Origin of the sequence: Oceanobacter kriegii DSM 6294, assembly GCF_000422845.1 — a bacterium.
Taxonomy (GTDB): domain Bacteria; phylum Pseudomonadota; class Gammaproteobacteria; order Pseudomonadales; family Oceanobacteraceae; genus Oceanobacter; species Oceanobacter kriegii.
This window is the reverse complement of the sequence record NZ_KE383934.1, coordinates 145,666-170,689: the sequence shown is the minus strand read 5'-3', so window position 1 is coordinate 170,689 and position 25,024 is coordinate 145,666. Positions and strand designations below refer to the sequence as shown.

Annotated in this window: 21 protein-coding genes; 16 read left to right on the top strand and 5 right to left on the bottom strand. The window is 55.2% G+C overall.

Features of this window, described 5'->3' with window-relative positions; all coding sequences use genetic code 11:
* Nucleotides 1-146: 146 nt before the first annotated feature.
* The 12 genes from G516_RS0119560 to mtnC all read left to right on the top strand — a co-directional run bounded on the left by G516_RS0119560 (nucleotide 147) and on the right by mtnC (nucleotide 16,503).
* A complete protein-coding gene (locus G516_RS0119560) occupies nucleotides 147-3,068 on the top strand; it encodes an ATP-binding protein (protein WP_028295078.1) in 2,922 nt (973 codons plus the stop codon).
* Nucleotides 3,065-4,510, top strand: coding sequence for a sigma-54-dependent transcriptional regulator (locus tag G516_RS0119555; RefSeq protein WP_028295077.1), 1,446 nt, complete (start codon nucleotides 3,065-3,067; stop codon nucleotides 4,508-4,510). The genes G516_RS0119560 and G516_RS0119555 overlap by 4 nt, the downstream gene beginning before the upstream one ends.
* 2,080 nt (nucleotides 4,511-6,590) lie before the next feature.
* Nucleotides 6,591-8,042, top strand: coding sequence for a polynucleotide adenylyltransferase PcnB (gene pcnB / locus G516_RS0119550; RefSeq protein WP_245582701.1), 1,452 nt, complete (start codon nucleotides 6,591-6,593; stop codon nucleotides 8,040-8,042).
* Nucleotides 8,039-8,533 (top strand): 2-amino-4-hydroxy-6-hydroxymethyldihydropteridine diphosphokinase, encoded by a 495-nt coding sequence (gene folK, locus G516_RS0119545; RefSeq protein ID WP_028295075.1) that lies wholly within the window; start codon nucleotides 8,039-8,041, stop codon nucleotides 8,531-8,533. Before pcnB ends, folK begins: the two co-directional genes overlap by 4 nt.
* Before the next feature lie 170 nt (nucleotides 8,534-8,703).
* Complete coding sequence (gene panB, locus G516_RS0119540) at nucleotides 8,704-9,510, top strand: 3-methyl-2-oxobutanoate hydroxymethyltransferase (RefSeq protein WP_028295074.1); 807 nt, start codon at nucleotides 8,704-8,706, stop codon at nucleotides 9,508-9,510.
* The gene (gene panC, locus G516_RS0119535) at nucleotides 9,510-10,376 is read left to right on the top strand and encodes a pantoate--beta-alanine ligase (protein WP_028295073.1); all 867 of its coding nucleotides are present in this window, start codon (nucleotides 9,510-9,512) and stop codon (nucleotides 10,374-10,376) included. Before panB ends, panC begins: the two co-directional genes overlap by 1 nt.
* A gap of 137 nt (nucleotides 10,377-10,513) precedes the next feature.
* The gene (gene panD / locus G516_RS0119530) at nucleotides 10,514-10,894 is read left to right on the top strand and encodes an aspartate 1-decarboxylase (RefSeq protein ID WP_028295072.1); all 381 of its coding nucleotides are present in this window, start codon (nucleotides 10,514-10,516) and stop codon (nucleotides 10,892-10,894) included.
* Between the two features lie 404 nt (nucleotides 10,895-11,298).
* Nucleotides 11,299-12,957: a glucose-6-phosphate isomerase gene (pgi, locus tag G516_RS0119525; RefSeq protein ID WP_028295071.1), complete on the top strand. Its 1,659-nt coding sequence runs from the start codon at nucleotides 11,299-11,301 to the stop codon at nucleotides 12,955-12,957.
* A gap of 349 nt (nucleotides 12,958-13,306) precedes the next feature.
* Nucleotides 13,307-14,317, top strand: coding sequence for an S-methyl-5-thioribose-1-phosphate isomerase (gene mtnA / locus G516_RS0119520; RefSeq protein ID WP_028295070.1), 1,011 nt, complete (start codon nucleotides 13,307-13,309; stop codon nucleotides 14,315-14,317).
* A gap of 12 nt (nucleotides 14,318-14,329) precedes the next feature.
* Nucleotides 14,330-14,959, top strand: coding sequence for a methylthioribulose 1-phosphate dehydratase (locus tag G516_RS0119515; RefSeq protein WP_028295069.1), 630 nt, complete (start codon nucleotides 14,330-14,332; stop codon nucleotides 14,957-14,959).
* Nucleotides 14,960-15,190: 231 nt separating this feature from the next.
* Nucleotides 15,191-15,760, top strand: a complete 570-nt coding sequence (locus tag G516_RS0119510; protein WP_028295068.1) for a 1,2-dihydroxy-3-keto-5-methylthiopentene dioxygenase — start codon at nucleotides 15,191-15,193, stop codon at nucleotides 15,758-15,760.
* A gap of 11 nt (nucleotides 15,761-15,771) precedes the next feature.
* Nucleotides 15,772-16,503, top strand: coding sequence for an acireductone synthase (gene mtnC / locus G516_RS0119505; protein ID WP_028295067.1), 732 nt, complete (start codon nucleotides 15,772-15,774; stop codon nucleotides 16,501-16,503).
* 119 nt (nucleotides 16,504-16,622) lie between these two features.
* On the opposite strand, the gene fghA is transcribed toward mtnC, so the two are convergent.
* Together fghA and G516_RS0119495 are read right to left on the bottom strand one after the other, a co-directional pair.
* On the bottom strand, nucleotides 16,623-17,459 hold the full coding sequence (gene fghA / locus G516_RS0119500; protein ID WP_028295066.1) for an S-formylglutathione hydrolase: 837 nt from the start codon (nucleotides 17,457-17,459) through the stop codon (nucleotides 16,623-16,625).
* Nucleotides 17,460-17,636: 177 nt separating this feature from the next.
* Complete coding sequence (locus tag G516_RS0119495) at nucleotides 17,637-18,758, bottom strand: S-(hydroxymethyl)glutathione dehydrogenase/class III alcohol dehydrogenase (protein ID WP_028295065.1); 1,122 nt, start codon at nucleotides 18,756-18,758, stop codon at nucleotides 17,637-17,639.
* Between the two features lie 133 nt (nucleotides 18,759-18,891).
* On the opposite strand from G516_RS0119495, the gene G516_RS0119490 reads away from it, so the two are divergent.
* Nucleotides 18,892-19,764 (top strand): LysR substrate-binding domain-containing protein, encoded by an 873-nt coding sequence (locus G516_RS0119490; protein WP_028295064.1) that lies wholly within the window; start codon nucleotides 18,892-18,894, stop codon nucleotides 19,762-19,764.
* Between the two features lie 123 nt (nucleotides 19,765-19,887).
* Nucleotides 19,888-21,078, top strand: a complete 1,191-nt coding sequence (locus tag G516_RS0119485) for a DUF5610 domain-containing protein (protein ID WP_028295063.1) — start codon at nucleotides 19,888-19,890, stop codon at nucleotides 21,076-21,078.
* Nucleotides 21,079-21,352: 274 nt separating this feature from the next.
* On the opposite strand, the gene fdhA is transcribed toward G516_RS0119485, so the two are convergent.
* Both fdhA and G516_RS23450 read right to left on the bottom strand, forming a co-directional pair.
* Entirely contained in the window at nucleotides 21,353-22,549 is a 1,197-nt protein-coding gene (gene fdhA, locus G516_RS0119480) for a formaldehyde dehydrogenase, glutathione-independent (protein ID WP_028295062.1), read from the bottom strand.
* A gap of 306 nt (nucleotides 22,550-22,855) precedes the next feature.
* On the bottom strand, nucleotides 22,856-23,092 hold the full coding sequence (locus G516_RS23450; protein ID WP_051219638.1) for a DUF2061 domain-containing protein: 237 nt from the start codon (nucleotides 23,090-23,092) through the stop codon (nucleotides 22,856-22,858).
* 310 nt (nucleotides 23,093-23,402) lie between these two features.
* On the opposite strand from G516_RS23450, the gene G516_RS0119470 reads away from it, so the two are divergent.
* Together G516_RS0119470 and G516_RS0119465 are read left to right on the top strand one after the other, a co-directional pair.
* A complete protein-coding gene (locus tag G516_RS0119470) occupies nucleotides 23,403-23,651 on the top strand; it encodes a type II toxin-antitoxin system Phd/YefM family antitoxin (protein ID WP_028295061.1) in 249 nt (82 codons plus the stop codon).
* Entirely contained in the window at nucleotides 23,641-23,928 is a 288-nt protein-coding gene (locus G516_RS0119465) for a type II toxin-antitoxin system RelE family toxin (RefSeq protein WP_028295060.1), read from the top strand. Before G516_RS0119470 ends, G516_RS0119465 begins: the two co-directional genes overlap by 11 nt.
* A gap of 184 nt (nucleotides 23,929-24,112) precedes the next feature.
* Here the strand turns inward: G516_RS0119465 and G516_RS0119460 are convergent, their stop codons facing one another.
* Nucleotides 24,113-24,826, bottom strand: coding sequence for a hypothetical protein (locus tag G516_RS0119460; RefSeq protein ID WP_156879116.1), 714 nt, complete (start codon nucleotides 24,824-24,826; stop codon nucleotides 24,113-24,115).
* Nucleotides 24,827-25,024: the final 198 nt, after the last annotated feature.

Below are 25,024 nucleotides of genomic sequence, written 5' to 3'. Positions count from 1 at the left end.
CCCGCTAATCCGCTCCCACAACAACCGCGCTCAACTGCCCTCCGGGCGGCCAACGCTTATATCTGCACCAATGTGTTACTCTTGGTTGTTTGAGTTCGGCCACTTTGACGCCGATGTTACCCCCAAGCCCGTTTCGGAATTTCTGAATGACCTTCAGCCTAGGCCTGCTCTGCTTCATTCTGGTTGGTTATCTGTCACTGCTGTACTTCAGTGCCTATGCCGTTGAAAAAGGCTGGGTGCCCCGCCGTTGGGTGCAGCAGCCGGTTGTGTACATGCTGTCGCTGGGGGTTTTCGCCAGCGCCTGGAGTTACTACGGCAGCATCGCTTTGGCCGAGCTTTATGGTTACGGCTATCTCGCGTATTTCGGCGGTCTGGCCGGGGCCTTCCTGTTAACACCGGTGCTGCTGCGGCCCATTTTGCGGATTACCCGGCGCTATCAGCTCAACTCGCTAGCCGACTTGCTGGCCTTCCGCTATCGCTCCAAGGCAGCCGGTATTCTGGTCAGTTTGTGCATGCTAGGGGTGGTGTTACCGCTGCTGACGCTGCAAATCATGGCGGTTGCCGACACCATGAGCATGTTGGCACCGGAAGCCCCCAAGCAAGGACTGGCGCTGGGGTATGCGGTGGTGATCCTGCTGCTGACGATAATGTTCGGTGCCCGCCAGATGACCCCGAGGGAAAACCACGAAGGGCTGGTGTTCAGCCTGGCGCTGGAGTCCTTGGTCAAGCTGGTCGCGGTGATGGCCCTATGTGCCATTCTGGTGTTCAACGTGTTACCCGAAGCCACGTTTGGTGGCAGCTGGCTCAGCTCCGCTCACGACTACCTGCTTGAACGACCGGCAGCTCCGCCAAATGGCTCCTGGCTGGCGCTGCTGATCATGTGTCTGGCCATTACCGTGGCAATGCCACATACATTCCACATTACCTTTACCGAAAACGTCAGTAACCGCGCCTTGCGTCTGGCCAGCTGGGCCTTCCCGCTGATTTTGCTGGCGATGTCGATCAGCGTAGTGCCGTTGCTTTGGTCCGGGGTGATCACCGGGCAATCTGCCCCGGCGGAGTACTTTTCGCTGGCGCTGGGCATGGATACCGACAATCGCGCCATCGCCCTGATGGTGTTCCTCGGCGGGGTGTCTGCTGCCACCGGTGTCAGCATTCAGATGACACTGGCCATTTCCGCCATGCTGCTGAATCACCTGCTGTTCCCCAATTACCAGCCGACTCCACAACAGGACTTCTACCGTTGGCTGCTGTGGACCCGCCGCATCCTGATCCTCTGCATCCTGACCGCCGCGATGGTGTTCTACAGTGTGTTTTCCAACGATCTGGACATCAATCGACTGGGCATTCTGGCCTGTGGCGCGGCCATGCAGTTTTTGCCAGGCATTGCCGGCTTGCTGTATTGGCGCGGCGCATCCAAACCGGGCTTCCTGATTGGTTTGAGCGCGGGCATGGCCATTTGGCTGATGGGACTGTTTTTGCCGTTCCTGTTTGATAAAACCCCTTACCTGAACTGGCTGGCAGTGCCCAATGAGGGCAACTGGTATCACATCGCATTGACCAGTGTGATGGCGAACCTCGGGCTATTTTTTGTAGTCAGCAAACTGCGCCGACCGACCGACGTTGAGCTCAGTACCGCCGAAGCCTGTGTGATTGCCGCCCAGCGCCCCAGCATGCAACTGTTGGAAGCAGAAAACTCCAACGATGCGATTCTGGCGCTGTCCCGACCATTGGGCCGCTATATGGCCGAACGCGAAGTGCATCAGGCGCTGAAAGACCTCGGCTTGCCGGGGTATGAAGACCGCCCACACGAACTGCGTCGGCTGCGGGTGCGACTGGAAGCCAACCTTGCCAACCTGCTTGGCCCTACCGTGTCGCAGGACATTATTCGCCGCTACCTGCCATTGCAGGACGGGCCGCCACTGTCCAACGACATTTACCTGATTGAACAACGTCTGGAAGGCTTCAACGATCGCTTGTCGGGGCTGGCTGGCGAGCTGGATCATCTGCGCCGATTCCACCGTCAAACACTGGAGCGACTACCACTGGGCGCATGCTCTCTGGCAGAAGACGGTGAAATCCTGCTGTGGAACCGGGCTATGGTCGAAATGACCGGACTCACCGCCGAACGGGTGTCCGGTACCTTGGTCGACCATTTGCCTGCCCCCTGGGGCGAACTGCTCGGTCGTTTTATCAGAGGCTCGACCTTGCACGAGCACAAAAAGCGTGTCGACCTGGGTGCCCGCCCCCATTGGTATACACTGCATAAGTCGATCATCCAGAGCGCCAACGGCCAGCCAGAAGGCACAGTGCTGTTGCTGGAAGACCAAACCGACAGCCAGTTGCTGGAGCGCGAGCTGATTCACAGCGAGCGATTGGCATCCATTGGTCGGCTGGCGGCGGGCGTGGCCCATGAAATTGGTAACCCGATCACCGGCATCGACTGTCTGGCTCAGGGCATTGAATACGAAACTGACAATCCCGAGCTGATTGAAATTGGCCAGCAAATACGCGAGCAAACCCAACGGGTAAGCCGCATTTTGCAGTCGATGATGAACTTCGCTCACGCTGGAAACCACAGCACCGAGCACGAAGAAGTCAATCTGTATCAGTGCATCGAAGACGCCATGCAGCTACTGCGTTTAAGCAAGCGCAGTCAGGACATCGCCTTTGTAAACCAGTGCCCGCAGGACCTGCTGGTGATTGGTGACTCGCAACGACTGGTACAGGTGTTCGTCAACCTGTTCAGCAACGCCCGCGATGCCAGCCAACCCGGTCAACAGATCAACGCCAGCGCCGATGCTGACCAGCATCAGGTGACCCTGCGCGTTGTCGATCAGGGCCATGGCATTCCTGCTGAGGTGCAGGAGCGGGTGTTCGAGCCCTTCTTCACTACCAAGGAAGTGGGCAAAGGCACCGGCCTTGGGCTGGCACTGGTGTACAGCATCATTGAAGAACATTATGGGCAGGTGCAGATCATCAGCCCGCTGGATGACGAGGGCGGCACTTGTGTTAAAGTCAGTCTCCCTCGCTACATGCCGGATAACAGGATGGAAGAGAATCTATGAGTCGTATTCTGGTTGTCGAAGATGAAGCCATCATTCGTCAGTCTGTTCGCCGCCTGCTGCAACGCCACAATTTTGAAGTGACGGATGTCGATAGCATCGATGCTGCTCGTGAGCACAAATTGCCAGAATACGATCTGGTCATCACCGACCTGCGTTTGCCGGGCGGTCAAGGTACCGATCTGATTGAACTGGCAGGCAGCACCCCGGTGCTGATCATGACCAGTTATGCCAGCCTGCGTTCTGCCGTAGACGCCATGAAAATGGGCGCCGTGGAATACATCGCCAAGCCGTTCGATCACACCGAACTGGTTGAGGCCGTGAAGAAGATTCTTGCCCAGCCGCGTATCGACCCGGCCGCGCGCATGAACGAAGCCCAGGCCGACAGCCAGGCCAGCCCGGCTGCCGCCGCTGCAACCAATAGCGGTGCCAGCAAACCTGCTGACCAAAATGGCAATGGCATCATCGGCAGTTGCGATGCCATGCAGGCGCTGTTTCGTAAAATCAACAAGGTTGCACCAACCGACGCCACCGTACTGATTCATGGCGAATCCGGTACTGGTAAAGAGCTGGTTGCCCGCGCCTTGCACGAACAAAGCCGCCGCCAGGGTGCCCAGTTGATTTCGGTAAACTGTGCCGCTATTCCAGAAACCCTGCTCGAATCCGAATTGTTCGGCCATGAAAAAGGCGCCTTTACCGGCGCTGCCGCCCAGCGTCAGGGCCTGGTAGAAGCCGCCAATGGTGGCACCCTGTTTCTGGATGAAATTGGCGAACTGCCACTGGAAGCCCAAGCGCGTCTCTTACGGGTGTTACAGGAAAGTGAGATTCGCCGAGTCGGCGCTGTGCAAAGCATCAAAGTGGATGTGCGTCTGATTGCTGCTACCCACCGTAACCTCAAGGAAATGGCCGCCAATGGCGAGTTCCGTGAGGATTTGTACTACCGCCTGAACGTCGTTGAACTGACCCTGCCACCGCTGCGCGACCGTGGCGAAGACGTGGTCGAGCTGGCCAATTACATGCTGGCTCGCGCCTGTCAGCGCATGAACCAGCCGCCCATGCAGTTCGACGCCTTTGCCGTTAACGCCATTCGTCAGTACCAGTGGCCGGGTAACGTGCGTGAGCTGGAAAATGCCGTTGAACGTGCGGTGATTTTGGCCGACGACGACGAGATCAGCGCCGACCTGTTAGGCATCGACCTGTCACCAGACCGCTACATCAGCGAAGCCATGCGTGAAAACCTGGTCGACAACAACAATGCTCCGGAGCCCGAGAGCAACCCGCAGCAAGCCCAGGGCGACCTGTCGCTGGACGATTACTTCGTGCACTTTGTGTTGGATAACGAAAGCCGCATGACCGAAACCGATCTGGCTCGAAAACTGGGCATTTCGCGCAAGAGCCTGTGGGAACGCCGCCAACGGCTGGGTATTCCTCGCAAGAAGAAGTAACACCTCGGTAACTGCTCTGCCCGCTCTGAATAACCGATAGAACACCTATCGGTTATTCAGTACCTCCCGTACGGCTCCCCACTCGCGGGTTCTTCCCAATCCTCTTTCCTGAAGCGTCTAACCAAAGGCTCCTCACCAGAAGCTATTCACAACAGGCCCCTCGTCAAAAGTTTCTCATCACAAGCCTCTTACCAAGGGACTAACCCACGTTAGATCCGTGGACTTCAAAAAGTGTTACGCCACAAGGTGTTACCCACATACACCCAAAGTAGCAATCCATGCGCTACCCCAGGTAACACTTTCGGTAACATTTCGGACCAAACACAAATGATGAATTTTTCTAACCATTCAAATTTAAAACCATAAGTCGTTGTTTTTATTGAGTTTTTTATTGTTTTGTAAGTTTAGAAACAGAATTGGCACACAAATAGCTAATCATTCACGTACAACAAGAGCGGTTCCTGGAAATAAAAATAATACCCAGCCAACCGACTAGCGCTGCCAAACAAAAACAAGATCGCAGTGCCGAGTGTCAGAACAAGAAAAAGTCAAAACTCTCTCGCAAACCCCGGCTCCGAAAGGACCCGGGGTTTGTTCTTTCTGGGGGATTGAAAATTCAGAGTACTTTCAGCCTCAGCTAGCAGCCTAAACCGAACGCCCCCAACCTTTCATCCTTCCGCTTCAGACAAATCCAGGTCAAAACCACTTAACCCACGTCATTCAGACCACACCAAGCCGGGCACTGCACAACCAAACATCAACGCTCCCGGGTCATGTATCAGTTACCAAGCGACTATTCACTGCTTCTGGCTATGCCTTCGCCCACCGACACGAAATGACTTGTACCAAAGTGCTACTTTTCAGCCCGCTCTGTTACCTGGCACACCCCCAAAGTGTTACGCAAAGTTTCGGGCTTGGTAACAAAACCCTTCAAAGCGTAAACGCGAAAAACATAAACCACTGTTTTTAAAGGTTTTTTCATTTTTGGCACGGGGATGGCAATAACTAATTCAAGAACAAGAGCTGCACAGCACCAAATAAAAATAACAAGGAGCCAAGCAGCCACGGGCCACCAATAAAAATAACAATTGGCCTGGAAAACGAAGACTCTTTGCTCTCTCCAGAACCCCGTGCACACCACACGGGGTTTGTTATTTCTGGAGCACCACTTTCCCAGGTTTCATCCTTTTCTCAGCCAGCTGCACGTCGAGCCTTCTATTCGCCAGAGGCAAACTTCCCCGTACTTTACCCTTACTTTCACGCGGATAGTTTGAAAGCTCAAAGAACAGCCTCCCCCTGCATTTGTTGTTACCGAAGCGCTGCTACTTTTGTTACCCCTGTTGTTACTCTTTCTGTAACCGCTGCTGTTACTGCTCCTGCTTCTACGTCTTCTGCTAGCTCTACGTCTCCTGTTAGCACTTCGTGACTCAGAATCGCCCTGTTATCCAAAGTGGGTACCGAGTTTTTAAGAAGCTCGTAGGAGACAACACCAAAGTTCTCCACCCAAAGTTCCAAAAATTCACACGGCTGGCACGGTTGGTTGCCTTTGGCCCAAAGTGTTACCTGCTACCGCCGCTGTTACCCCACACCCCAAAAAAAGGTAACAAATCAGGCCACAACGACGTAACACGGGCCAACGAAAAACCATAAGTCATTGTTTTATATAGTTTTTTGTTTTTTGGCACGCTACTGGCAATAACTCTGGCACGAACCTAAAACAACAATAACAACCGGTTCGGTAACACGAGTAACAACAAAAATAACAAGCACTCGTCACGGCACTGCCCCATACAACAAAAATAACTAGGGGCTTGCCCGTCCAACTGTTTCGAATGACTGGTACCGCTGATAAAAATAAAAACAGGCGGTACTGAACATTCAAAAGAGTGGATCTCCAGTCCGAGCGTTAGGGACAAAACAACAAAAAGAACAAAGGGCCTCCCGACAAAAGCCGCTACGAGCGGCTTTTTTGTTTTCTGCTTCCGCCAACCGTCGCAATTAGTCTGTTCCCAATTGGCAATATTCACCGTTGCACTGGTAAACTCCCTGCTTTCTTACGCGACAAAACAACTGAGCCTCAGTGAAGCGAATATCTTCTTTCATCAAAAACATCTTTCAGCCGGGCGACGAGCCGCAGGTCGATCACACCTTGCAAGTCATTAGCCGGGATGAACATTCCATCAGCCGCAGCCAGATCAGCGATGCCGCGCTGAAGGTTCTGTATCGACTGCACAACGCCGGTTACGAAGCCCTGCTCGTTGGTGGTGGCGTGCGTGACACCCTGCTGGGTATGTCACCGAAAGATTTTGATGTGGCAACCAACGCGACCCCGGAGCAAGTCAACAAGCTGTTCCGCAACTCGCGTTTGATTGGCCGCCGCTTCAAGCTGGTTCATGTGGTATTTGGCCGTGAAGTCATTGAGGTTGCCACCTTCCGCGCACCGCCAACCGAACAGCACTCCGACAAGGTTGCTGCCACCGGTGACCAGGGCATGATCCTGCGCGACAACGTGTACGGCACTCGTGAAGAAGACGCCATGCGCCGTGACTTCACCATTAATGCGCTGTACTACAACATTGCCGACTTTGGTGTGTACGCCTACGCCGGTGGCTGGCACGATCTGCAAAACCGTCAAATCCGCTTGATTGGCGACCCGGAAACCCGCTATCGCGAAGACCCGGTGCGAATGCTGCGTGCCATTCGTTTTATGGGCAAGCTGGAAGGCTTCCAGCTGTCTCCTGCAACCGCAGCCCCAATTCCTGCGCTGGCACCTTTGCTGCTGCAAGTACCAGCCGCACGCATGTTCGATGAATGCCTGAAGCTGTTTCTGGCTGGCAAGGCGCTCGACACCCTGCAACTGCTGCGTGACTATCAGCTGTTCGGGCATATTTTCCCGGGCACCGAGCAGTGCTTGCAGGAAGACGAATTTGCCCGCTCACTGGCCGAAAACACCATGCGTAACACCGATGCCCGCATTGGTCAGGGTAAATCGGTAACACCGTATTTCTTCCTTGCCGCACTCTTGTGGCCTCAGGTTGAACGTGTGCGCAAGGAATTCGAAGCCTCCGGTTTGCCGCCACACCCGGCGATGCAGAAAGCCGCCGACCGCGTGCTGGCTCAGCAGATTCGCCACACCGCCATTCCAAAACGTTTCTCGATCCCGATGCGGGAAATCTGGGAAATGCAGCTGCGCCTGCCACGAATCAACAGCCGCAAGTGCAAGGATTTGCTGTCACACCCGCGCTTCCGTGCCTCCTACGATTTCCTGCTACTGCGCGAGCAGTCTGGCGAACAGCTGGATAACATCGGCCAGTGGTGGACCGACTATCAGGAACAGGAAGGCGTACCGGAACAGCCGCGTCGCTCTCGTCGTTCCGAACGCAACTCCAGTGGTTCAAGCCGTGGCGACAGTGGTAACAGCAGCAGCCGCGAAGGCAGCAACCACGAAAGCAGTGGCCGCGACGAGCGCCGTCCATCGCGCAAGCGCCGTAGTAGCCGTCGTTCCAGCAGCTCCCGGCGCAACAACGGATGATCCGCTGTTACCTCGGGCTGGGTGCCAACCTCAATGAGCCATACCAGCAGCTGCAAACCTGTCTGGAAACCCTCAAACAGCACCCGGATATCACCCTGACGGGCTACTCGTCGTTTTATCGCAGCAAGCCGGTTGGCCCACAGGATCAGCCGGACTATGTGAATGCCGTTGCCTGCATCGAGACCGACCTTCAGCCGCTGGACTTGCTGGACGCCCTGCAAGCCATCGAAAATGGTCAGGGTCGGGTGAGACTGCGCCGCTGGGGTGAGCGCACACTGGACATTGATATCCTGCTGGTCGAAGACCAGCGCATCGACAGCGAGCGCTTGACCGTACCGCATGTTGAAATGACCAACCGCCTGTTTGTCATGCTGCCGCTGGCCGAACTGGCCCCGGCGCTGATGCTGGCCGACGGCAACCGCGTGCAGCAACACGCCGAACGACTGGCAGACCAGGATGAGCTGGTGATCATGGGCCGGCCGGATATCTGAAAGATTCCTTCCTTTAACTCGTCAATCGCGCCCAAGTGCGTTAACTGTCGATCAAATAACCACCGACATCATTGCCTTCCAAGGAAAATTACCAAGGTAATATTGACTTGCTGGCACCAATCCGCACCATAAGCGACCACAAATCTGAGCTGGAGCACCGGGAGAGAACAATGTCCCCAGTCAATCTGAAATCCCTGCAAGGCCGCAAAGCCAAACAGGAGAAGTTTGCAGTCCTCACTGCCTATGACTCGACATTCGCGCAGCTGGCCGCTGACGCAGGCATCGAGTGCCTGCTGGTTGGCGATTCCCTCGGCATGGTATTGCAGGGCAACGACAGCACACTGCCGGTATCGCTCGAAGAAATGGCTTACCACACCCGTTGTGTGGCCCGTGGTAACCAACGTTCCGAAACTCCGGCATTCATCATGACCGACCTGCCGTTCATGAGCTACGGCACCGTCGAAGCTGGTCTGGAAGCTGCCCGCGCCGTGATGCAAGCCGGTGCCCACATGGTCAAGATTGAAGGCGACGAATGGCTGGCACCGCTGATCAGCGTGCTGGCGCAGCAAGGTGTGCCCGTGTGTGCGCATCTGGGCCTGACGCCTCAGGCGGTTAACAAGCTGGGTGGCTACCGCGTTCAGGGCCGTGATCAGGAACGTGCTGACGCACTGGTAAACGCTGCCATTACCCTGGCCGACGCCGGTGCCGACATCATTCTGCTGGAATGCGTGCCGTCCGGTTTGGCCAAGCGTGTCACCGAAGCCGTCAGCGTGCCTGTAATTGGTATTGGTGCGGGCAAGGACACCGACGCCCAGGTGCTGGTGATCCACGACATGCTGGGCCTACACACCGGTCGCGTTGCCCGCTTCGTCAAAAACTACATGACCGAAGGCCGCACCGTTCAGCAAGCCTTGCAAGCCTACGGCGACGAAGTTCGCAGTGGCGCATTTCCATCTGCGGAGCATGAGTTCGCCTGATGAAAACCATTCATACTGTGGCCGCCTTGCGGGCGGAAATTCGTGCTGCTCGCAAAGCCGGTAAAGACATCGGCTTTGTGCCCACCATGGGCAATTTGCACGCTGGCCACATCAGCCTGATCAAGGCCTCCAAACAGCAAGACTGCTTTACCGTTGCCAGCATTTTCGTTAACCCGCTGCAGTTCAACGACAAGAGCGATCTTGAGCGTTACCCGCGCACCCTGACAGCCGATCAGGAGCAACTGGTCAGCGCCGACTGCGACCTGCTGTTCGCGCCGGATGTCGACGAAATGTACCCTGCCGGTCAGGCAATCCAGAGCACGGTCAGCGTACCGGGCGTGTCTGAAGGTTTGTGCGGCGGCAGCCGTCCGGGTCACTTCGACGGCGTAGCCACTGTGGTCACCAAGCTGTTCAACATGGTGCAGCCAGACCTCGCCTTTTTCGGTGAGAAAGACTTCCAGCAAGTCGCGGTGATTCGCAAAATGGTCGCCGACCTCAATATGCCGCTGACCATCGTCGCCGTGCCCACCGCCCGGGCCACCGACGGTCTGGCACTGAGCTCTCGTAATGGCTATCTGACCGAGTCCGAGCGCGAAGCGGCACCGGCTCTGTATCAGGCCTTGACGGCCATCGGCAACGGCCTGCAACAGCAGCAGCCTTTGGCTGAGTTGATTGCCGCCGCCGAACAGCAACTGCTAGCAGCCGGCTTCAAACCCGATTACCTGGAAGTGCGCCATGCTGCCAACCTGAGCATTGCCGACGCCCCCAAAGTGGGTGACAAGCTGGTGATTCTGGGGGCCGCGTTCCTTGGCAAAGCCCGCTTGATCGACAACATTTCCGTAACATTGATCACCAAAAACGATTAGTGCATACTCACGCCCCCTTTGAAAACGGATCAATAATTGATCAGAAAAAACAAGGGGGCGACCGGTGTCATGGGCCTGACAGCAACAGCCAGAACCGGAATCGTCAAACCGAAGAGACTTATAAAAAAGGGGTTCGCATGCAGTCCATTATGTTGAAAGCCAAAATCCATCAGGCGCGCGTTACACACTCAGTACTGGATTACGAAGGCTCTTGTGCCATCGACGGTGCGCTGCTGGAAATGACTGGCCTGCGCGAATTCGAACAGATCCAGATTTACAACATCACCAACGGCAACCGTTTCACCACCTACATCATTCGTGGCGAAGACGGCTCCGGAATTATTTCTGTCAACGGTGCTGCTGCCCGTCTGGCAGACGTTGGCGACAAGATCATCATTGCCGCGTACGGCAACTACGATGAGAAAGAGCTGGAAACCTTCAAGCCGAAAATGCTGTACATGAACGAAGACAACAGCGTCAGCCACACCAGCTTCGACATTCCGGTACAGGTTGCCTGATTTCAGTAACAACCTTGCCGCATTGGCATTCAGCCAATGACCCAACAGCCAGTGCGCGTAACGCCACTGGCTGTTTTTGTTTGTGGGCTTTGTTTACCGCTGATGGGCACGAGTGCCCATCCTATCGAATGTTATGCAGCAGGATTTTATTCCCAAATCCACGAACAGCAACGTATGCATAGGATGGTGCGCTTGCGCCCATCTTCACCCCACACTCACGGATAAATCCGCTCCTACAAACTTCCCGATCTACAAAACCCAGCCAAACCCTTTATTTTTCATCTTTTTGCCAATGACAGCGGTGTCATCCAATCCCAGAGCCCATGGGCTTTTGCGGCCATACCGGCCGCTCTCGTATACTGGCCGACGACCAAAAGAGAATTCAAAAATCCCAAGGAAGCACTATGACTCTGGCAAGCAGCCTGATTCAGTCAGATATCTGGAAAGCCCTCCAGCAGCACCACCAAACCGTCGGCAACGAGCACATGCTGGATTGGTTCAAGAAAGACCCAAATCGCTTCGAACACTTTCACGCAGAAGCCGCAGGCCTGAGCCTGGATTACTCCAAAAACCGGGTGACCCGCGACACCATGGAGCTGCTGCTGCAACTGGCCGAGCAACGCGACCTGCCCGAACAAATCCACGCCATGTTCAGCGGCGAAGCCATTAACCGCAGCGAGAACCGCCCGGCCCTGCACACCGCCCTGCGTAACTTCAGCGACCGTCAGATCATGGTCGACGGCGAAGACATCATGCCGGAGATTCGTGAAACCGTATCCCGCATGGAAGAGTTCTGCTGGAAAATCCGCCGTAACCAATGGCGCGGTTACAACAACCAGCCATTTACCGACGTGGTTTCCATTGGTATTGGCGGCTCCTTCCTCGGCCCAAAACTGGCTTCCAGCGCCCTGAAGCCCTACTGGGACAGCGGCCTGAACATTCATTACCTGGCCAACATCGACGGCACCCACATTACCGAGATTCTCAAACGTCTGAATCCGGCCACCACGCTGTTTATTATTCAGTCGAAATCGTTCGGCACCCAGGAAACCCTGAAAAATGCGCTGGCTTGCCGCGAGTGGTTCCTGCGCAACGGCGGCCTGGAAGAGCACCTGAGCAAACACTTCACCGCGGTATCTTCCAACGTCGAAAAAGCGGTTGAATTTGGTATTGCCGAAGAAAACATCTTCCCGATGTGGGACTGGGTGGGCGGTCGATACTCACTGTGGTCAGCCATTGGCTTACCGCTGGCATTGGCGATTGGCATCGACAACTTCCGCGACCTGCTACGCGGCGCCCATGAAATGGACGAACACTTCCGCACTGCCCCGCTGGAGCAAAACATGCCGGTGCTGATGGCCTTGCTGGGTGTCTGGTACGTCAACTTCTTTGGCGTGAACTCCCACGCGATTTTGCCGTACGACCACTACCTGCGCTCGCTGCCAGCCCACCTGCAACAGCTGGACATGGAGAGCAACGGCAAATCCATCACCCTCGATGGCCAAAAGGTCGACTACAACACCGGGCCAGTGATCTGGGGCGGCGTTGGCACCAACGGCCAGCACGCTTTCCACCAGCTGCTGCACCAGGGCACCCACTTCTCGCCGTGCGACTTCATCATGCCGATGTGCAGCCACAACCCGATCGACAACTTCCACGCTATGCTGGTCTCCAACTGCCTGAGCCAAAGTCAGGCGCTGCTGCAAGGCAAATCTGAAGCCGAAGCCGTGGAAGAGCTGGTGAATGGTGGCATGAGCGAAGCCGAAGCCATGGTGCTGGCGCGCCAGAAAGTGATTCAAGGCAACCGCCCAAGCAACACCCTGTACTTCCCGAAAGCCACCCCACAAGTGGTGGGCGCATTGATTGCCCTGTACGAGCACAAGGTCGCCGCCCAAGGCATGATCTGGGGCATCAACTCGTTTGACCAATGGGGTGTGGAACTGGGCAAACAGCTGGGCGGCAAGGTGCTGTCGGCACTGGAAAGCGACCAGATTCCAGAACACTTCGATGGCTCCACCAACGGCCTGGTACGCGCCTTCCACGATATGCAATCGCAGTTGTAAGCGTTTCGTCTGGCGTCTGGACAAATATTGTGGGAGAGAGCTTGCTCTCGATAAACCATCGGCAGCAAGCTACCTCCCACAACAAACAAGGTGGGCACTCGTGCCCACCACCTGCACCCTCTACACTACCCGTACCAACTGCACCATCGCAGGCAAGCCTGCTCCTACATCACATCCCTCCTACCCGCCCCCCCCCCGAGCCTGCGCGGCCCGCACCACTCCCGACACCCTGCAACATTAACGACACCCCTGCCATTTCGCGCTAGAATGCGGCGCTTTCTGATGCCCGTTTCCCGGCGTCGCGTTATCTATACTTTTTTGTCGTTCATTGCTTCGGAAACCCGCCGCCATGTCCCAGTCTTCCCAGTCCCAGGTTGTAGCCATCGAATGGCGTCAGCAGTCCTTGTTCCTGCTTGATCAGCGTGTGCTGCCTCACGAACACAGCATGATTGAATGCAAAACCGCTGCTGAAACCGCCGATGCCATCCGCGAGATGGTGGTACGTGGCGCACCGGCCATTGGTATCAGCGCCGCCTACGGTTACGCGCTGGATGCACTGGCGGGTCGTGATCTGGCCGAAGCCTATAAGGTACTGGCGGAATCCCGCCCGACCGCGGTGAACCTGTTCTGGGCGTTGGAGCGTATGGCGTCGCTGAACACCAGCGACGGCCAAACCCTGTTGGCGGAAGCCCGCAAGATTCATGAAGAAGACATCCAGGCCAACCACACCATGGGGCAGTTTGGTGCCAGCCTGATTTCCGACGGCGTGCAGGTGTACACACACTGCAACACGGGCGCACTGGCCACCGGCGGCCACGGTACCGCACTGGGCGTGATCCGTTCCGCCTTTGCCGACGGCAAGATCCAGCACGTGTACGCCGGCGAAACCCGCCCATGGCTGCAAGGTGCTCGCCTGACCGCGTGGGAACTGATGCAGGATGACATTCCGGTATCACTGGTATGCGACGGTGCCGCAGCCCAGCTGTTCCGTGCTGAAAAGCCAGAATGGGTCATCGTGGGTGCCGACCGCATCACCGCCAACGGCGACGTCGCCAACAAGATTGGCACCTACAGCCTGGCCGTAAACGCCAAGCACCACGGCATGAAATTCATGGTAGTAGCACCCACCACCACCTTCGATATGGAACTGGCCTCCGGCGATCTGATTCCAATCGAGCAGCGCCCAATGCAGGAAGTGACCAGCATTCAGGGCAAGCAAATTGCGCCAGAGGGCTGCAACGCCATCAACCCGTCGTTCGACGTTACTCCGGCCGAACTGATTGACGCTATCGTTACCGAAAAAGGCATCGTTCGTAACCCAACCACCGAAGCCATGGCCGAACTGTTCAATCGCAGCTGATCCGGAGTTGTCATGATCGAATTCGAAGCGTCTGTATTTCAGCAAGCGGCTGAAGACCTCTGCAAGTACGGCAAACTGCTGTACGACCGCGACTGGTCGCCGGCCACCAGCTCCAACTATTCGGTACGCCTGAGCGACCAGTGCTGTGCGCTGACCAGCTCTGGTAAGCACAAAGGCGAGCTGACTCCGGAGCAGATTCTGGTGGTCGACTGGCAAGGCAAGCCTCACACTCCGGGCAAACCCAGCGCCGAAACCCTGTTGCATACCCAACTGTACGAACGCGATAAGAACATTGGCGCGGTGCTGCACACCCACAGCCACAACGCCGTGGTACTGTCGCACATCGTTAAAGACGACATACTGGTGCTGGAAGGTTGGGAACTGCTGAAAGCCTTTGCTGGCCAGACTACCCACGAATGCCGCATGGAGATTCCGGTATTCGACAACGATCAGGATATCGAACGCCTGTCCGGTCTGGTCGAGCAGCGAATGCAGCAGCACCAGCAAGGTCATGCCTACCTGATTCGTGGCCACGGGGTTTACACCTGGGGCCGTGATCTGGCGGAATGTTTCCGTCATCTGGAAGCCCTCGAGCACCTGTTTGGCTACCAGCTGGAAATGAAACGAATGGCACTGGCCTGAGCTGTCAGGCCAACCCGGTGGCAAACAGCCGCCGGAAAACAGAATCAACAAGGCACAGCCCATGTGCCGCCCCCATGAGATGGCACCGCAACCGAGCCAGAGGACACTATGAAAACACCACCGAAGCCCAGATACCTCATGCGTCAGAGCCTTACCCGCAAGGACTTTCGTACCCGCCATCAAAAGCTTCGCCCTCTGCGCTACCGTCAGTCCTCTCTTAACTCAGTCGACATGGACCTGATCGAAAGCATCGGCCATTCCAGCCTCAAGGTTTACCCGCAACGTGACACCACCCAATTGCTGTTTGCCAGTGATGAACACAGCCGCATCGCCGAGAAACTCAACGAAGTGGGTGTGCGTTTTGAAAAATGGCAGACCGAAGCCGAACTGGCACCCGGTGCCGCGCAGGAAGACGTGATTGCTGCTTACCAGAGCGACATCGACCGCCTGATTAACGAAGAAGGCTACCAAACTGTCGACGTTGTCAGCCTCGACGCCAGCAACCCGAAAAAAGACGAACTGCGCCAGATATTCCTCAGCGAACATCGTCACAGCGAAGCCGAAGTGCGTTTCTTTGTGGCCGGCGAAGGCCTGTTCAGCCTGCACATTGAAGACAAGGTCTACGAAGTGCTGTGCCGTCAGGGCGACCTGATTTCTGTACCGGCCAACACCCCACACTGGTTCGACATGGGGCCAAACCCGGGCTTTATCGCCATCCGTCTGTTCAACAACCCGGAAGGCTGGGTTGCCAACTACACCGGCGACACCATCGCCGAGCGTTTTAACCGTCTGGAAAACTGAGGCCAATACGTATGACCATCAAGGTAATCCTCACCGACGTTGAAGGCACCACCTCGTCCATTTCCTTTGTGAAGGAAGTGCTGTTTCCCTACGCGGCCGAACACCTGTCCGGTTACGTCCGGGCTAACCAGAACAACGAGCAAGTACAACAGCAACTGGCGGCCACCGCTCAGCTGCTGCTGGACGAAGCGCCGGACAGCGAAGTGTCGCTGGATGATCTGAGTGCCGACACCGACGCCCTCATCAACACCCTGCTCGACTGGATTGCCGAAGACCGCAAAGCCACGCCATTAAAAGCCCTGCAAGGACTGATCTGGGCCGAGGGCTACCAGAACGGTGACTATCAGGCGCATATGTACGCCGACGCCACCCGCTGTCTGAAGCAGTGGAAAGAGCAAGGTCTGGCGTTGTACGTGTATTCGTCCGGCTCTGTGAAAGCCCAGCAACTGTTCTTTGGCTACAGCCAGGACGGCGACCTGCTACCGCTGTTCAGCGGTCACTTCGACACTCAGGTGGGCCACAAGCAACAAGCGGATTCCTACCGCAATATCCTTGCCGCCCTGCAACAGGACATCGACGGCTTACAGGCCGACGAAGTGCTGTTCCTGTCGGATATCGAAGCCGAACTGGATGCTGCCCGCGACGCCGGAATGCAAACCTGCTGGCTGATTCGAGACGGTGAGATTGCAGAAGAACCAGGCCATATGGCCGTGCCTTCGTTTGATCAGATTCACCCGCTCTGACAAGCGCGCTATCAGTAAACCAGCCAGAAACACAAAAGCCGGTCTGACTCACATCAGACCGGCTTTTTCGTATTGCCAGCACCGGATCAAGACGAGCTAAAACAGCTCACGTCAAAGATTCAGGCACCCAGATTCTCGGCGTGGAAACGCAGATGCTCTTCAATGAAGGAAGAAATAAAGTAGTAGCTGTGATCGTACCCACTGTGCAGACGCAGAGTCAGTGGGTAACCGGTTTCAGCCACAACAGCTTCCAGCGCTTCCGGCTTCAGCTGTTCCACCAGGAAGTTATCCGCTTCCCCCTGATCCACCAGCGCCGGAGTACGCACGTCGCCAGCGGCAGCAATCAGCTCACAGCTGTCGTGTTGCTTCCACAACTCACGGTCGTTACCCAGATAGGTTGTGAACGCAGTCTGGCCCCACGGGCAGTTGATGGGATTAGTGATCGGGCTGAACGCCGATACCGAGGTGAACATGCCCGGATTTTTCAGCGCAATGGTCAGTGCACCGTGACCACCCATGGAGTGACCGGCGATGGCCTTTTTGGAAGATACCGGGAAGGTCGCTTCTATCAGCTCCGGCAGCTCTTTCACCACGTAATCGTACATGTGGTAATGCTTGCTCCAAGGCTCCTGCGTGGCGTTGACGTAGAAACCCGCACCCTTGCCCAGATCGTAACGGTCTTCATCGGCCACATTGTCGCCGCGAGGACTGGTGTCCGGCGCCACAATGGCAATGCCCAGCTCCGCAGCAATACGCTGGGCACCGGCTTTTTGCATGAAGTTTTCATCAGTGCAGGTCAAGCCGGAAAGCCAGTACAGCACTGGAACCTCGGCACCCTGCGCCGCTTTTGGCGGCAGATAAATCGCAAAGCGCATGCGGCAGTTCAACACAGCCGAGTCGTGCTCGTACTGCTTGTGCCAACCGTCAAACACCTTGTTCTGACTAATCATTTCCATTGGATTTCTCCAGTCTGGAGTCTGGAGTCAGGCGTCTGGAGCAACATGCGCCAGACGCCCGACTGTTAGTATTTGGCGTAGGATGGGCCCCGCCCATCAATGTGTTCGGCAAAGCCCAACCTACCAGGCCGGAATCAGGAGCCAAGCGCCAGACGCCCAGCCCCAGACACCCGACTGTTAGTAATGAATAACAGAACGAATCGACTTGCCTTCGTGCATCAGGTCAAACGCTTCGTTGATCTTCTCCAGCTCCATGGTATGGGTGATGAAGTCGTTCAGCGCGAACTTGCCCGCCAGGTAGTCTTCAACAATGCCTGGCAGTTCGGAACGGCCTTTCACGCCACCGAAAGCAGAACCGCGCCATACGCGACCGGTAACCAGCTGGAACGGACGGGTAGAGATTTCCTGACCAGCACCGGCAACACCGATGATCACAGACTCACCCCAACCCTTGTGGCAGCACTCCAGCGCGGAACGCATAACATTCACGTTACCAATACATTCGAAGGAGAAGTCCACACCGCCGTCGGTCATTTCAACAATCACGTCCTGGATCGGCTTGTCGAATTTCTTCGGGTTCACCAAATCGGTCGCGCCCAGCTTGGTCGCCAGTTCAAACTTGGACTCATTGATATCAATACCAATGATGCGGCTGGCACCTGCCATCTGGGCACCGATGATGGCAGACAGACCAATGCCGCCCAGACCGAAGATCGCCACGGTGTCGCCCTTCTGGACTTTGGCGGTTTTGGACACAGCACCCATGCCGGTGGTCACACCACAACCCAGCAGACACACTTCTTCCAGTGGTGCTTCCGGGTTTACCTTGGCCAGCGAGATTTCTGGCAGCACGGTGTACTCGGAGAACGTAGAGCAACCCATGTAGTGGAAGATTGGCTCACCGTTGCAGGTGAAACGGGTGGTACCATCTGGCATCAGACCCTTACCCTGAGTGGCACGAACGGCCTGACACAGGTTGGTTTTGCCAGAAGTACAGAATTTGCACTCGCCACATTCGGCGGTGTACAGCGGAATCACGTGATCGCCCACTTTCAGGCTGGTTACGCCTTCGCCCACAGACTCAACGATACCGCCACCTTCGTGACCCAGAATCGCCGGGAAGATGCCTTCAGGGTCTTCGCCAGACAGCGTGAAAGCGTCGGTGTGGCAAACGCCAGTGGCAACGATTTTGACGCGCACTTCACCTGCTTTTGGTGGCGCAACTTCCACTTCTTCAATTTTCAGTGGTTCGCCCGCTTTCCAGGCAATCGCCGCTTTGCACTTGATCGCTTCAGTCATGTCAGATCCTCAAGGTGTAATTCATCAGCTGCCGAACCGGCAGCCCAAATGGTCATTTCGTTGAGGATTCTAGTTTTTATCGATTTGGTTATAATCCCGATAAATTGCAATTGATCTTTACGAGACAGTAAAAATGGCACAATGGGAAGGGGTACGGGAATTTGTCGCGGTAGCGGAAACCAACAGTTTCACCGAAGCCGCTAACCGCCTGAAGCTCTCGGTTGCTCAGGTCAGCCGTCAGGTAGCCGCGCTGGAAGAGCGCTTGTCGTCGGAGTTACTGCACCGCACCACCCGCAAGGTATCGGTGACCGAAGCAGGCCAACTGTTTTATCAACATTGTCGACCGCTGCTCGACGGCCTCGAAGAAGCCGAACGGGCGCTCAGCTCGCTGAGCCACAAAGCCAGCGGCCTGATTCGCCTGACCGCCCCCTTCACCTTTGGCGAAGGCCATATCTCGCCACTGCTGAACGAATTTCTGGTACAGCACCCTCAGGTACAGTTGGAATGCCAGCTGACCAACCAGAAAGTCGACCTGATTGACGGTGGCTTTGACCTCGCCATTCGGCTGGGCAAACTGGAAGACTCTTCGATGAAAGCCCGACGCCTTTCCACCCGCCAACTGCACCTGTGCGCCTCGCCGGAATACCTGCGTAACCACGGCGAACCCCACTCGCTGTCCGAACTGCAACACCACAACTGCCTGCTCGGCACCCTCGACTACTGGCGCTTCCGCGAAAACGGCAAGGAACGCATCCTGCGCGTGAACGGCAGCATTCGAACCAACGGCGGGCTGGCACTGGTCGATGCCGCTCACAAAGGGCTGGGGCTGGTGCAGCTGCCCGATTACTACGTACGCTCACATCTGGAAAAAGGCTGTTTGGTAGAACTGCTGCCGCAATTCCAGCCTGAAGAAGAAGGCATCTGGGCGCTCTACCCGCACAGCCGCCACCTGTCGACCAAAGTGCGGCTGTTAGTGGATTTTCTGGCGGAAAAACTGGCCCGCTAGACCAGCAAAAAACTGTACATTTTTCACTCAAGCCATCCAGCAAACGGCCGATACCCTTCAGATCACACATCCGGCAGTGGATTTTCTGCCACCGAGACCACCATCCTGAAGGGAGGTCGCACCATGATCGATTTCAACAACTTTGTGTCTGGCAAAGGCTATCAATCCAGCCAAACTCTGGGTTCAAGCACCGCCAACTCGACCAATGCCCGCAGTGCCGAGGCCAAAGCCGAATCTGGTTACGGAGCTGGTGAAGTCACCGAGTCTGACAGCGGCTCCGGCATCCAGCTGGGCGAACGGGTCGATCCGGAAACCACCGCCAACAACATTCTGGAATTTGTCTCCCGCGGGATCGACAACCTGAAAGCCCAGGGGGCATCGGAAGAACGCATTCAAGCGCGTTTGGAAGCCGCCCGTGAAGGCGTCGCCAAAGGTTATGCCGAAGCCACTGAAATGCTCGATGGCATGGGCTTGTTGAGCGAAGACCTGGAATCTGAAATCGCCACCTCTCGCTCCATTGTCGACAGCAGCCTGGCCGACCTCAGCAGCCTCGAAAACTACCTGAACCAGAACAACGTCGACGACGTCGCCGAAAGCCAACAACTAACCGTTAGCGCACTGATGTCATCAGTGTCTTCTGCCAGCGCCAGTGGCAACTCCGGCGCCGTACAGAACAGCGCCAACTACAGTCGCGCCGACAGCAGCAACACCTTCGCGCTGGAAGTGCAAACCCGCGACGGCGACACCGTAACCGTGTACTACGAACAGAACAGCAGCATGGAAGAGGCCTCATCTAACGGCAGTTATGCCTTCTCTTCCCTGCAAGATCAGGCCTTCAGCTTCAGCGTGGAAGGCGAGCTGGACGATGGCGAAATGGAAGCCTTGAATGGCTTGTTCAAACAGGTGGAAAGCCTCAGCAACCAGTTCTTCGCAGGTAACATGGGAGAAGCCATCAAGCAGGCCATGGACATTGGCTACGACAGCACGGAACTGGCCGCCTTCAGCCTTGATTTAAGCCAGTCTCGCTCGGTGCAAACCACCAATGTGTATCAGCAGCCAGGCTACTCTTCAGCCGCCAGCAGCGCCCCAACCGAAGCGCTGGAATCGGTAAAAGGCCCACTCGCCAATTATGTAGAAAGCGTGCTGGCCAGCGCCGAACAAGCGCAACCCTTTGGTAACGCCTTGGATATGATCAACACCATGGCAGAAAGCCTGGTGGGAGAAGACAACGACCGTTTCAGCGCCTTCCAGCAGTTTAACCAAGCACTGGTGGATTTAAGTAACGCCCGCAGCGACCTGGCGGAATCTGTCTAAATAGCCATTTTCAGATCGAATAAGCTTGCGCCATCCGACGAGAACACGGAAAACTCGTCAGATGGCAGCCGCTTCACGTCTTTATCAGACTTACAAAACGATGGGCACAAGCGCCCACCCTATGAGCTGCGTAAGTAGCAATTTGTAGGTCGGATAAGCTTGCGCCATCCGACAACGTCACGGCAAACGAGCTTGTCAGATGGCAGCCGCTTCGCGTCTTTATCAGACCTACAAAACGATTGGCACAATTGCCCATCCCCCACTACCTACTTGCTTACGACCTCGTCATACCATGTGGGTCGATCACAAATTTCTTCGCCGCGCCGCCATCAAACGCCTCGTAGCCTTTCGGCGCATCGTCCAATGAAATCACCTCCACGTTAACCGCCTTGGCGATTTGCAGCTTGTCGAACAAAATCGCCTGCATCAGGCTACGGTGATACTTCATTACCGGACACTGACCGGTGTGGAACGAATGTGACTTCGCCCACCCCAGACCAAAGCGCATACTCAGGGACCCCTGACGGGCGTTTTCATCTTCGGCACCCGGGTCTTCCGTTACGTACAGGCCCGGAATACCAATCTGACCACCGGCACGGGTGTGTTCCATGGCCGAGTTCAGCACGGTTGCTGGCGCTTCCGTCTTATGGCCACAACCACAGGCGTGGGCTTCGAAGCCGACACAGTCTACGAAGCAGTCCACTTCGCGCTCGCCCAGAATCGCTTCAAACTTGTCGCCCATATCACCATCGGCTTTCAGGTCGATGGTTTCACAACCGAACGAACGCGCCTGTTCCAGACGTTCTTCGATCATATCGCCAACGATTACACAGGCGGCACCCAGCAAATGCGCAGACGCCGCAGCCGCCAAACCCACAGGGCCAGCGCCAGCAATGTACACCGTGCTACCGGCGGTAACGCCCGCCGTCACACAACCGTGGAAACCGGTCGGCAAGATGTCAGACAACAGCGTCAGATCCTGGATTTTCTCCATGGCGTGATCGCCATCCGGGAATTTCAGCAGGTTAAAGTCGGCGTACGGCACCATCACATACTCCGCCTGACCACCAACCCAGCCGCCCATATCCACGTAGCCGTAAGCGGCACCCGGACGAGCAGGATTCACGTTCAAACAAATACCAGTGAGACCTTCCTTACAGTTACGGCAACGGCCACAAGCAATATTGAACGGCACAGAAACAATGTCGCCTTCCTTGATGAATTCAACGTCGCGGCCGGTTTCAATCACCAAACCGGTAATTTCATGGCCCAGCACCATACCGGCAGGGGCCGTGGTACGGCCGCGCACCATATGCTGGTCACTGCCGCAAATATTGGTGGTGATCACTTGCAGGATAACGCCGTGATCGCACTTGCGATCGCCCAGCGCCAGCTCCGGGTAGGCAATGTTCTGAACCTCGACCTGACCCGGTCCCTGGTAAATCACACCGCGATTACTCTTGTTACACATAACCTGATTCCTGTTTGGCGATTTATTGTTGTTGCCCCAGCCACGACATTGTCGACTTTGCTTAAAGCAGGCCACTCACCATATGCCCGAAGCGCCACAGCCAATGGCCGAAAAACGGCAGCGCACTTCGTACACAAACAAGTCCATAGGTCGAAACAGGCCAAACGGCTGAACCAAACAATAGGGCCAAACACTACGGTCCAACAGAAACAAAAAAGCCCCGGCAACACCGGGGCAATAGCGAGAAAAAGAGAGCTGATTCCAAACCGGCCAGTGGATCACCGGCTGCTACACAAACACAACGAGTTAACGGCCCGCCCCCTCAGACTGCACCGCCACCCAACCGCTAACGGTAGACTCACCCACCGAACGGATCTTCTCTTTCATACTCCACGCCATTTCGTGGAAGTAAAAAGCAACCGTGTTGATGGCAGGCTCAATCAGAGCAACCAAGCCACCGACCAGCAAATCGCCAGTCAGCAAATACGCCACCGTAAACGCAACGGAAAAGTGCATCACAGCAAAAGTCAGTGTCTTGATCATCGAAAGCTCCTGCGCCAACTCTGGTTGGCTGTGTTTGGAAGACACTGTTAATTTAGGCTTTGGCTATCAAATTTAGAAATCAAATAAACCGATGCAAATGATAGTGTTTTGGCTATCAAGAATAAATAACTGATAGATTAAGAAAACATGCAAGTAACAAGCAGAAACAGATGAGGAGCAACCTTCAGAAACTTGCTGGCCCTGTCTAGCCGAGCTGCTTTGGTCGGAGTGCGCTGTTATGCCGGTATTGTCGGAATATACTCACAAGACTAAAATGACCGAATTAAAGACCTTTTAAGAGATCTCTTAAATGACCACAAGAATTCTGGCCGACGTTGCTGCAAGCATCACCGAACTGAAAGCCAACCCAATGAAAGTCGCCACCAGCGCCCACGGCGAAGCCGTTGCCGTACTTAACCGCAACGAACCCGCCTTCTACTGCGTGCCTGCTGCCGCCTATGAAATGATGATGGACAGGCTCGAAGACCTTGAGCTGCTGGCCATCGCCAAAGAACGCGAATCCGAAGCAAGCATCGCGGTAAATCTGGATGACTTATAAGCTCGAGTTTAAAAAGAGCGCCCTGAAAGAATGGCAAAAGCTCGGAGCAACGCTACAACAGCAATTCAAGAAAAAGCTGGCCGAACGGCTGCAAAACCCGCACGTACCCGCCTCAAAGCTTTCCGGCGCTGACAACCTCTACAAAATCAAACTGCGCCAATCTGGCTATCGGCTGGTGTACAAGGTTGAAGACAATATCGTCGTTGTCACCGTGCTGGCAGTTGGCAAACGGGAACAGAATGAGGTTTATCGCAAGGCAATGGGGAGAGATCACTGAGGTGGTTTTTTCTTCAGCCCGGCGATGGCCTGACACGACTAACGGATCATCGGTTGAAAAAAGCCGCTTTAGTGAGTATCAAAGCGGCTTTTCATGGGACTTCGGAGATTCTGATTGTATTTAACGCCGCGCTCTGCAGAAATTTGCGAGCGCTAGCGAGTAAATTTTCCGTAGCAGCGCTTTGTTATGCATGACTTCCATCCGGCAGTTTCAATTCCAACTGAGAATTAAATTCTTTTGGCGTAGTTATTACCGCGATATCACTCAAATCCCCAACCTCCAAAATATAAGGACTTGGTTCAGGACGAGCGGTATCAATCTTTACCCTATATTCACGCTGATGAGAAAATAAACTACGCTTTTGATAACCGAGTTTTTCCTCTGGCATACTTCCGTGAAATTCATGCTCATCGAAATAGTCAACCAACCCAAGATTTCCATTTACATTGAGCTTTTCTATTGCGGCCTTGCAACGTTCAATAAACTGTGATGCATTCAAGATAACAACACAAAACTTACCCAATCCAAAACACGAATCATGAAGTTCAAGAGTTCGCTTGAAATCTGATAGGGTTTCCGCCGATACGGTCTCATGACCTCGGCTGTTCAGAGAATATATACAGAAGACATTATGACTTAGCAGATGATCTCCATGTACGACTATAGGTGCAGCCAAATCCGAAGCCGGAATTACATGCTCATCAAACCGGATTTCACCTAATTTATCAGGCTGGTATAGCGCAACTATTCCTTCATATTCGTCACCTCGTAACTCGCCCGATTCATCCTTGTACTCTTTGAATGAGCGAATGGTATTCATGAACAATTTGCCGTCCACAAAATCTTCTGCATATTCTCTATTTTCAAATAGTTTAACAAAAGCAAATATGGTAGACACTTTCACCCCTAAGATGCATAACGCCCGGCCTTGGAGCGCGCGCTTTTTGCGCGTCCCGCCACGCTTTTCAGTTGATCCTCACCCGCTTTTCCGGACACATTGCAGTTATCCATTTATCGCCTCGTACTCTAACGGACTCATGTATCCCAAGCCAGAGTGCAGACGAGTTCTGTTGTAGAAGCGATCAATATACTGTTT

Coding starts and splice junctions, on each gene's coding strand:
- G516_RS0119560 (WP_028295078.1), top strand. CDS start 147: ATGACCTTCAGCCTAGGCCTGCTCTGCTTCATTCTGGTTGGTTATCTG.
- G516_RS0119555 (WP_028295077.1), top strand. CDS start 3,065: ATGAGTCGTATTCTGGTTGTCGAAGATGAAGCCATCATTCGTCAGTCT.
- folK (WP_028295075.1), top strand. CDS start 8,039: ATGATCCGCTGTTACCTCGGGCTGGGTGCCAACCTCAATGAGCCATAC.
- panB (WP_028295074.1), top strand. CDS start 8,704: ATGTCCCCAGTCAATCTGAAATCCCTGCAAGGCCGCAAAGCCAAACAG.
- panC (WP_028295073.1), top strand. CDS start 9,510: ATGAAAACCATTCATACTGTGGCCGCCTTGCGGGCGGAAATTCGTGCT.
- panD (WP_028295072.1), top strand. CDS start 10,514: ATGCAGTCCATTATGTTGAAAGCCAAAATCCATCAGGCGCGCGTTACA.
- pgi (WP_028295071.1), top strand. CDS start 11,299: ATGACTCTGGCAAGCAGCCTGATTCAGTCAGATATCTGGAAAGCCCTC.
- mtnA (WP_028295070.1), top strand. CDS start 13,307: ATGTCCCAGTCTTCCCAGTCCCAGGTTGTAGCCATCGAATGGCGTCAG.
- G516_RS0119515 (WP_028295069.1), top strand. CDS start 14,330: ATGATCGAATTCGAAGCGTCTGTATTTCAGCAAGCGGCTGAAGACCTC.
- G516_RS0119510 (WP_028295068.1), top strand. CDS start 15,191: ATGGACCTGATCGAAAGCATCGGCCATTCCAGCCTCAAGGTTTACCCG.
- mtnC (WP_028295067.1), top strand. CDS start 15,772: ATGACCATCAAGGTAATCCTCACCGACGTTGAAGGCACCACCTCGTCC.
- fghA (WP_028295066.1), bottom strand. CDS start 17,459: ATGGAAATGATTAGTCAGAACAAGGTGTTTGACGGTTGGCACAAGCAG.
- G516_RS0119495 (WP_028295065.1), bottom strand. CDS start 18,758: ATGACTGAAGCGATCAAGTGCAAAGCGGCGATTGCCTGGAAAGCGGGC.
- G516_RS0119490 (WP_028295064.1), top strand. CDS start 18,892: ATGGCACAATGGGAAGGGGTACGGGAATTTGTCGCGGTAGCGGAAACC.
- G516_RS0119485 (WP_028295063.1), top strand. CDS start 19,888: ATGATCGATTTCAACAACTTTGTGTCTGGCAAAGGCTATCAATCCAGC.
- fdhA (WP_028295062.1), bottom strand. CDS start 22,549: ATGTGTAACAAGAGTAATCGCGGTGTGATTTACCAGGGACCGGGTCAG.
- G516_RS23450 (WP_051219638.1), bottom strand. CDS start 23,092: ATGATCAAGACACTGACTTTTGCTGTGATGCACTTTTCCGTTGCGTTT.
- G516_RS0119470 (WP_028295061.1), top strand. CDS start 23,403: ATGACCACAAGAATTCTGGCCGACGTTGCTGCAAGCATCACCGAACTG.
- G516_RS0119465 (WP_028295060.1), top strand. CDS start 23,641: ATGACTTATAAGCTCGAGTTTAAAAAGAGCGCCCTGAAAGAATGGCAA.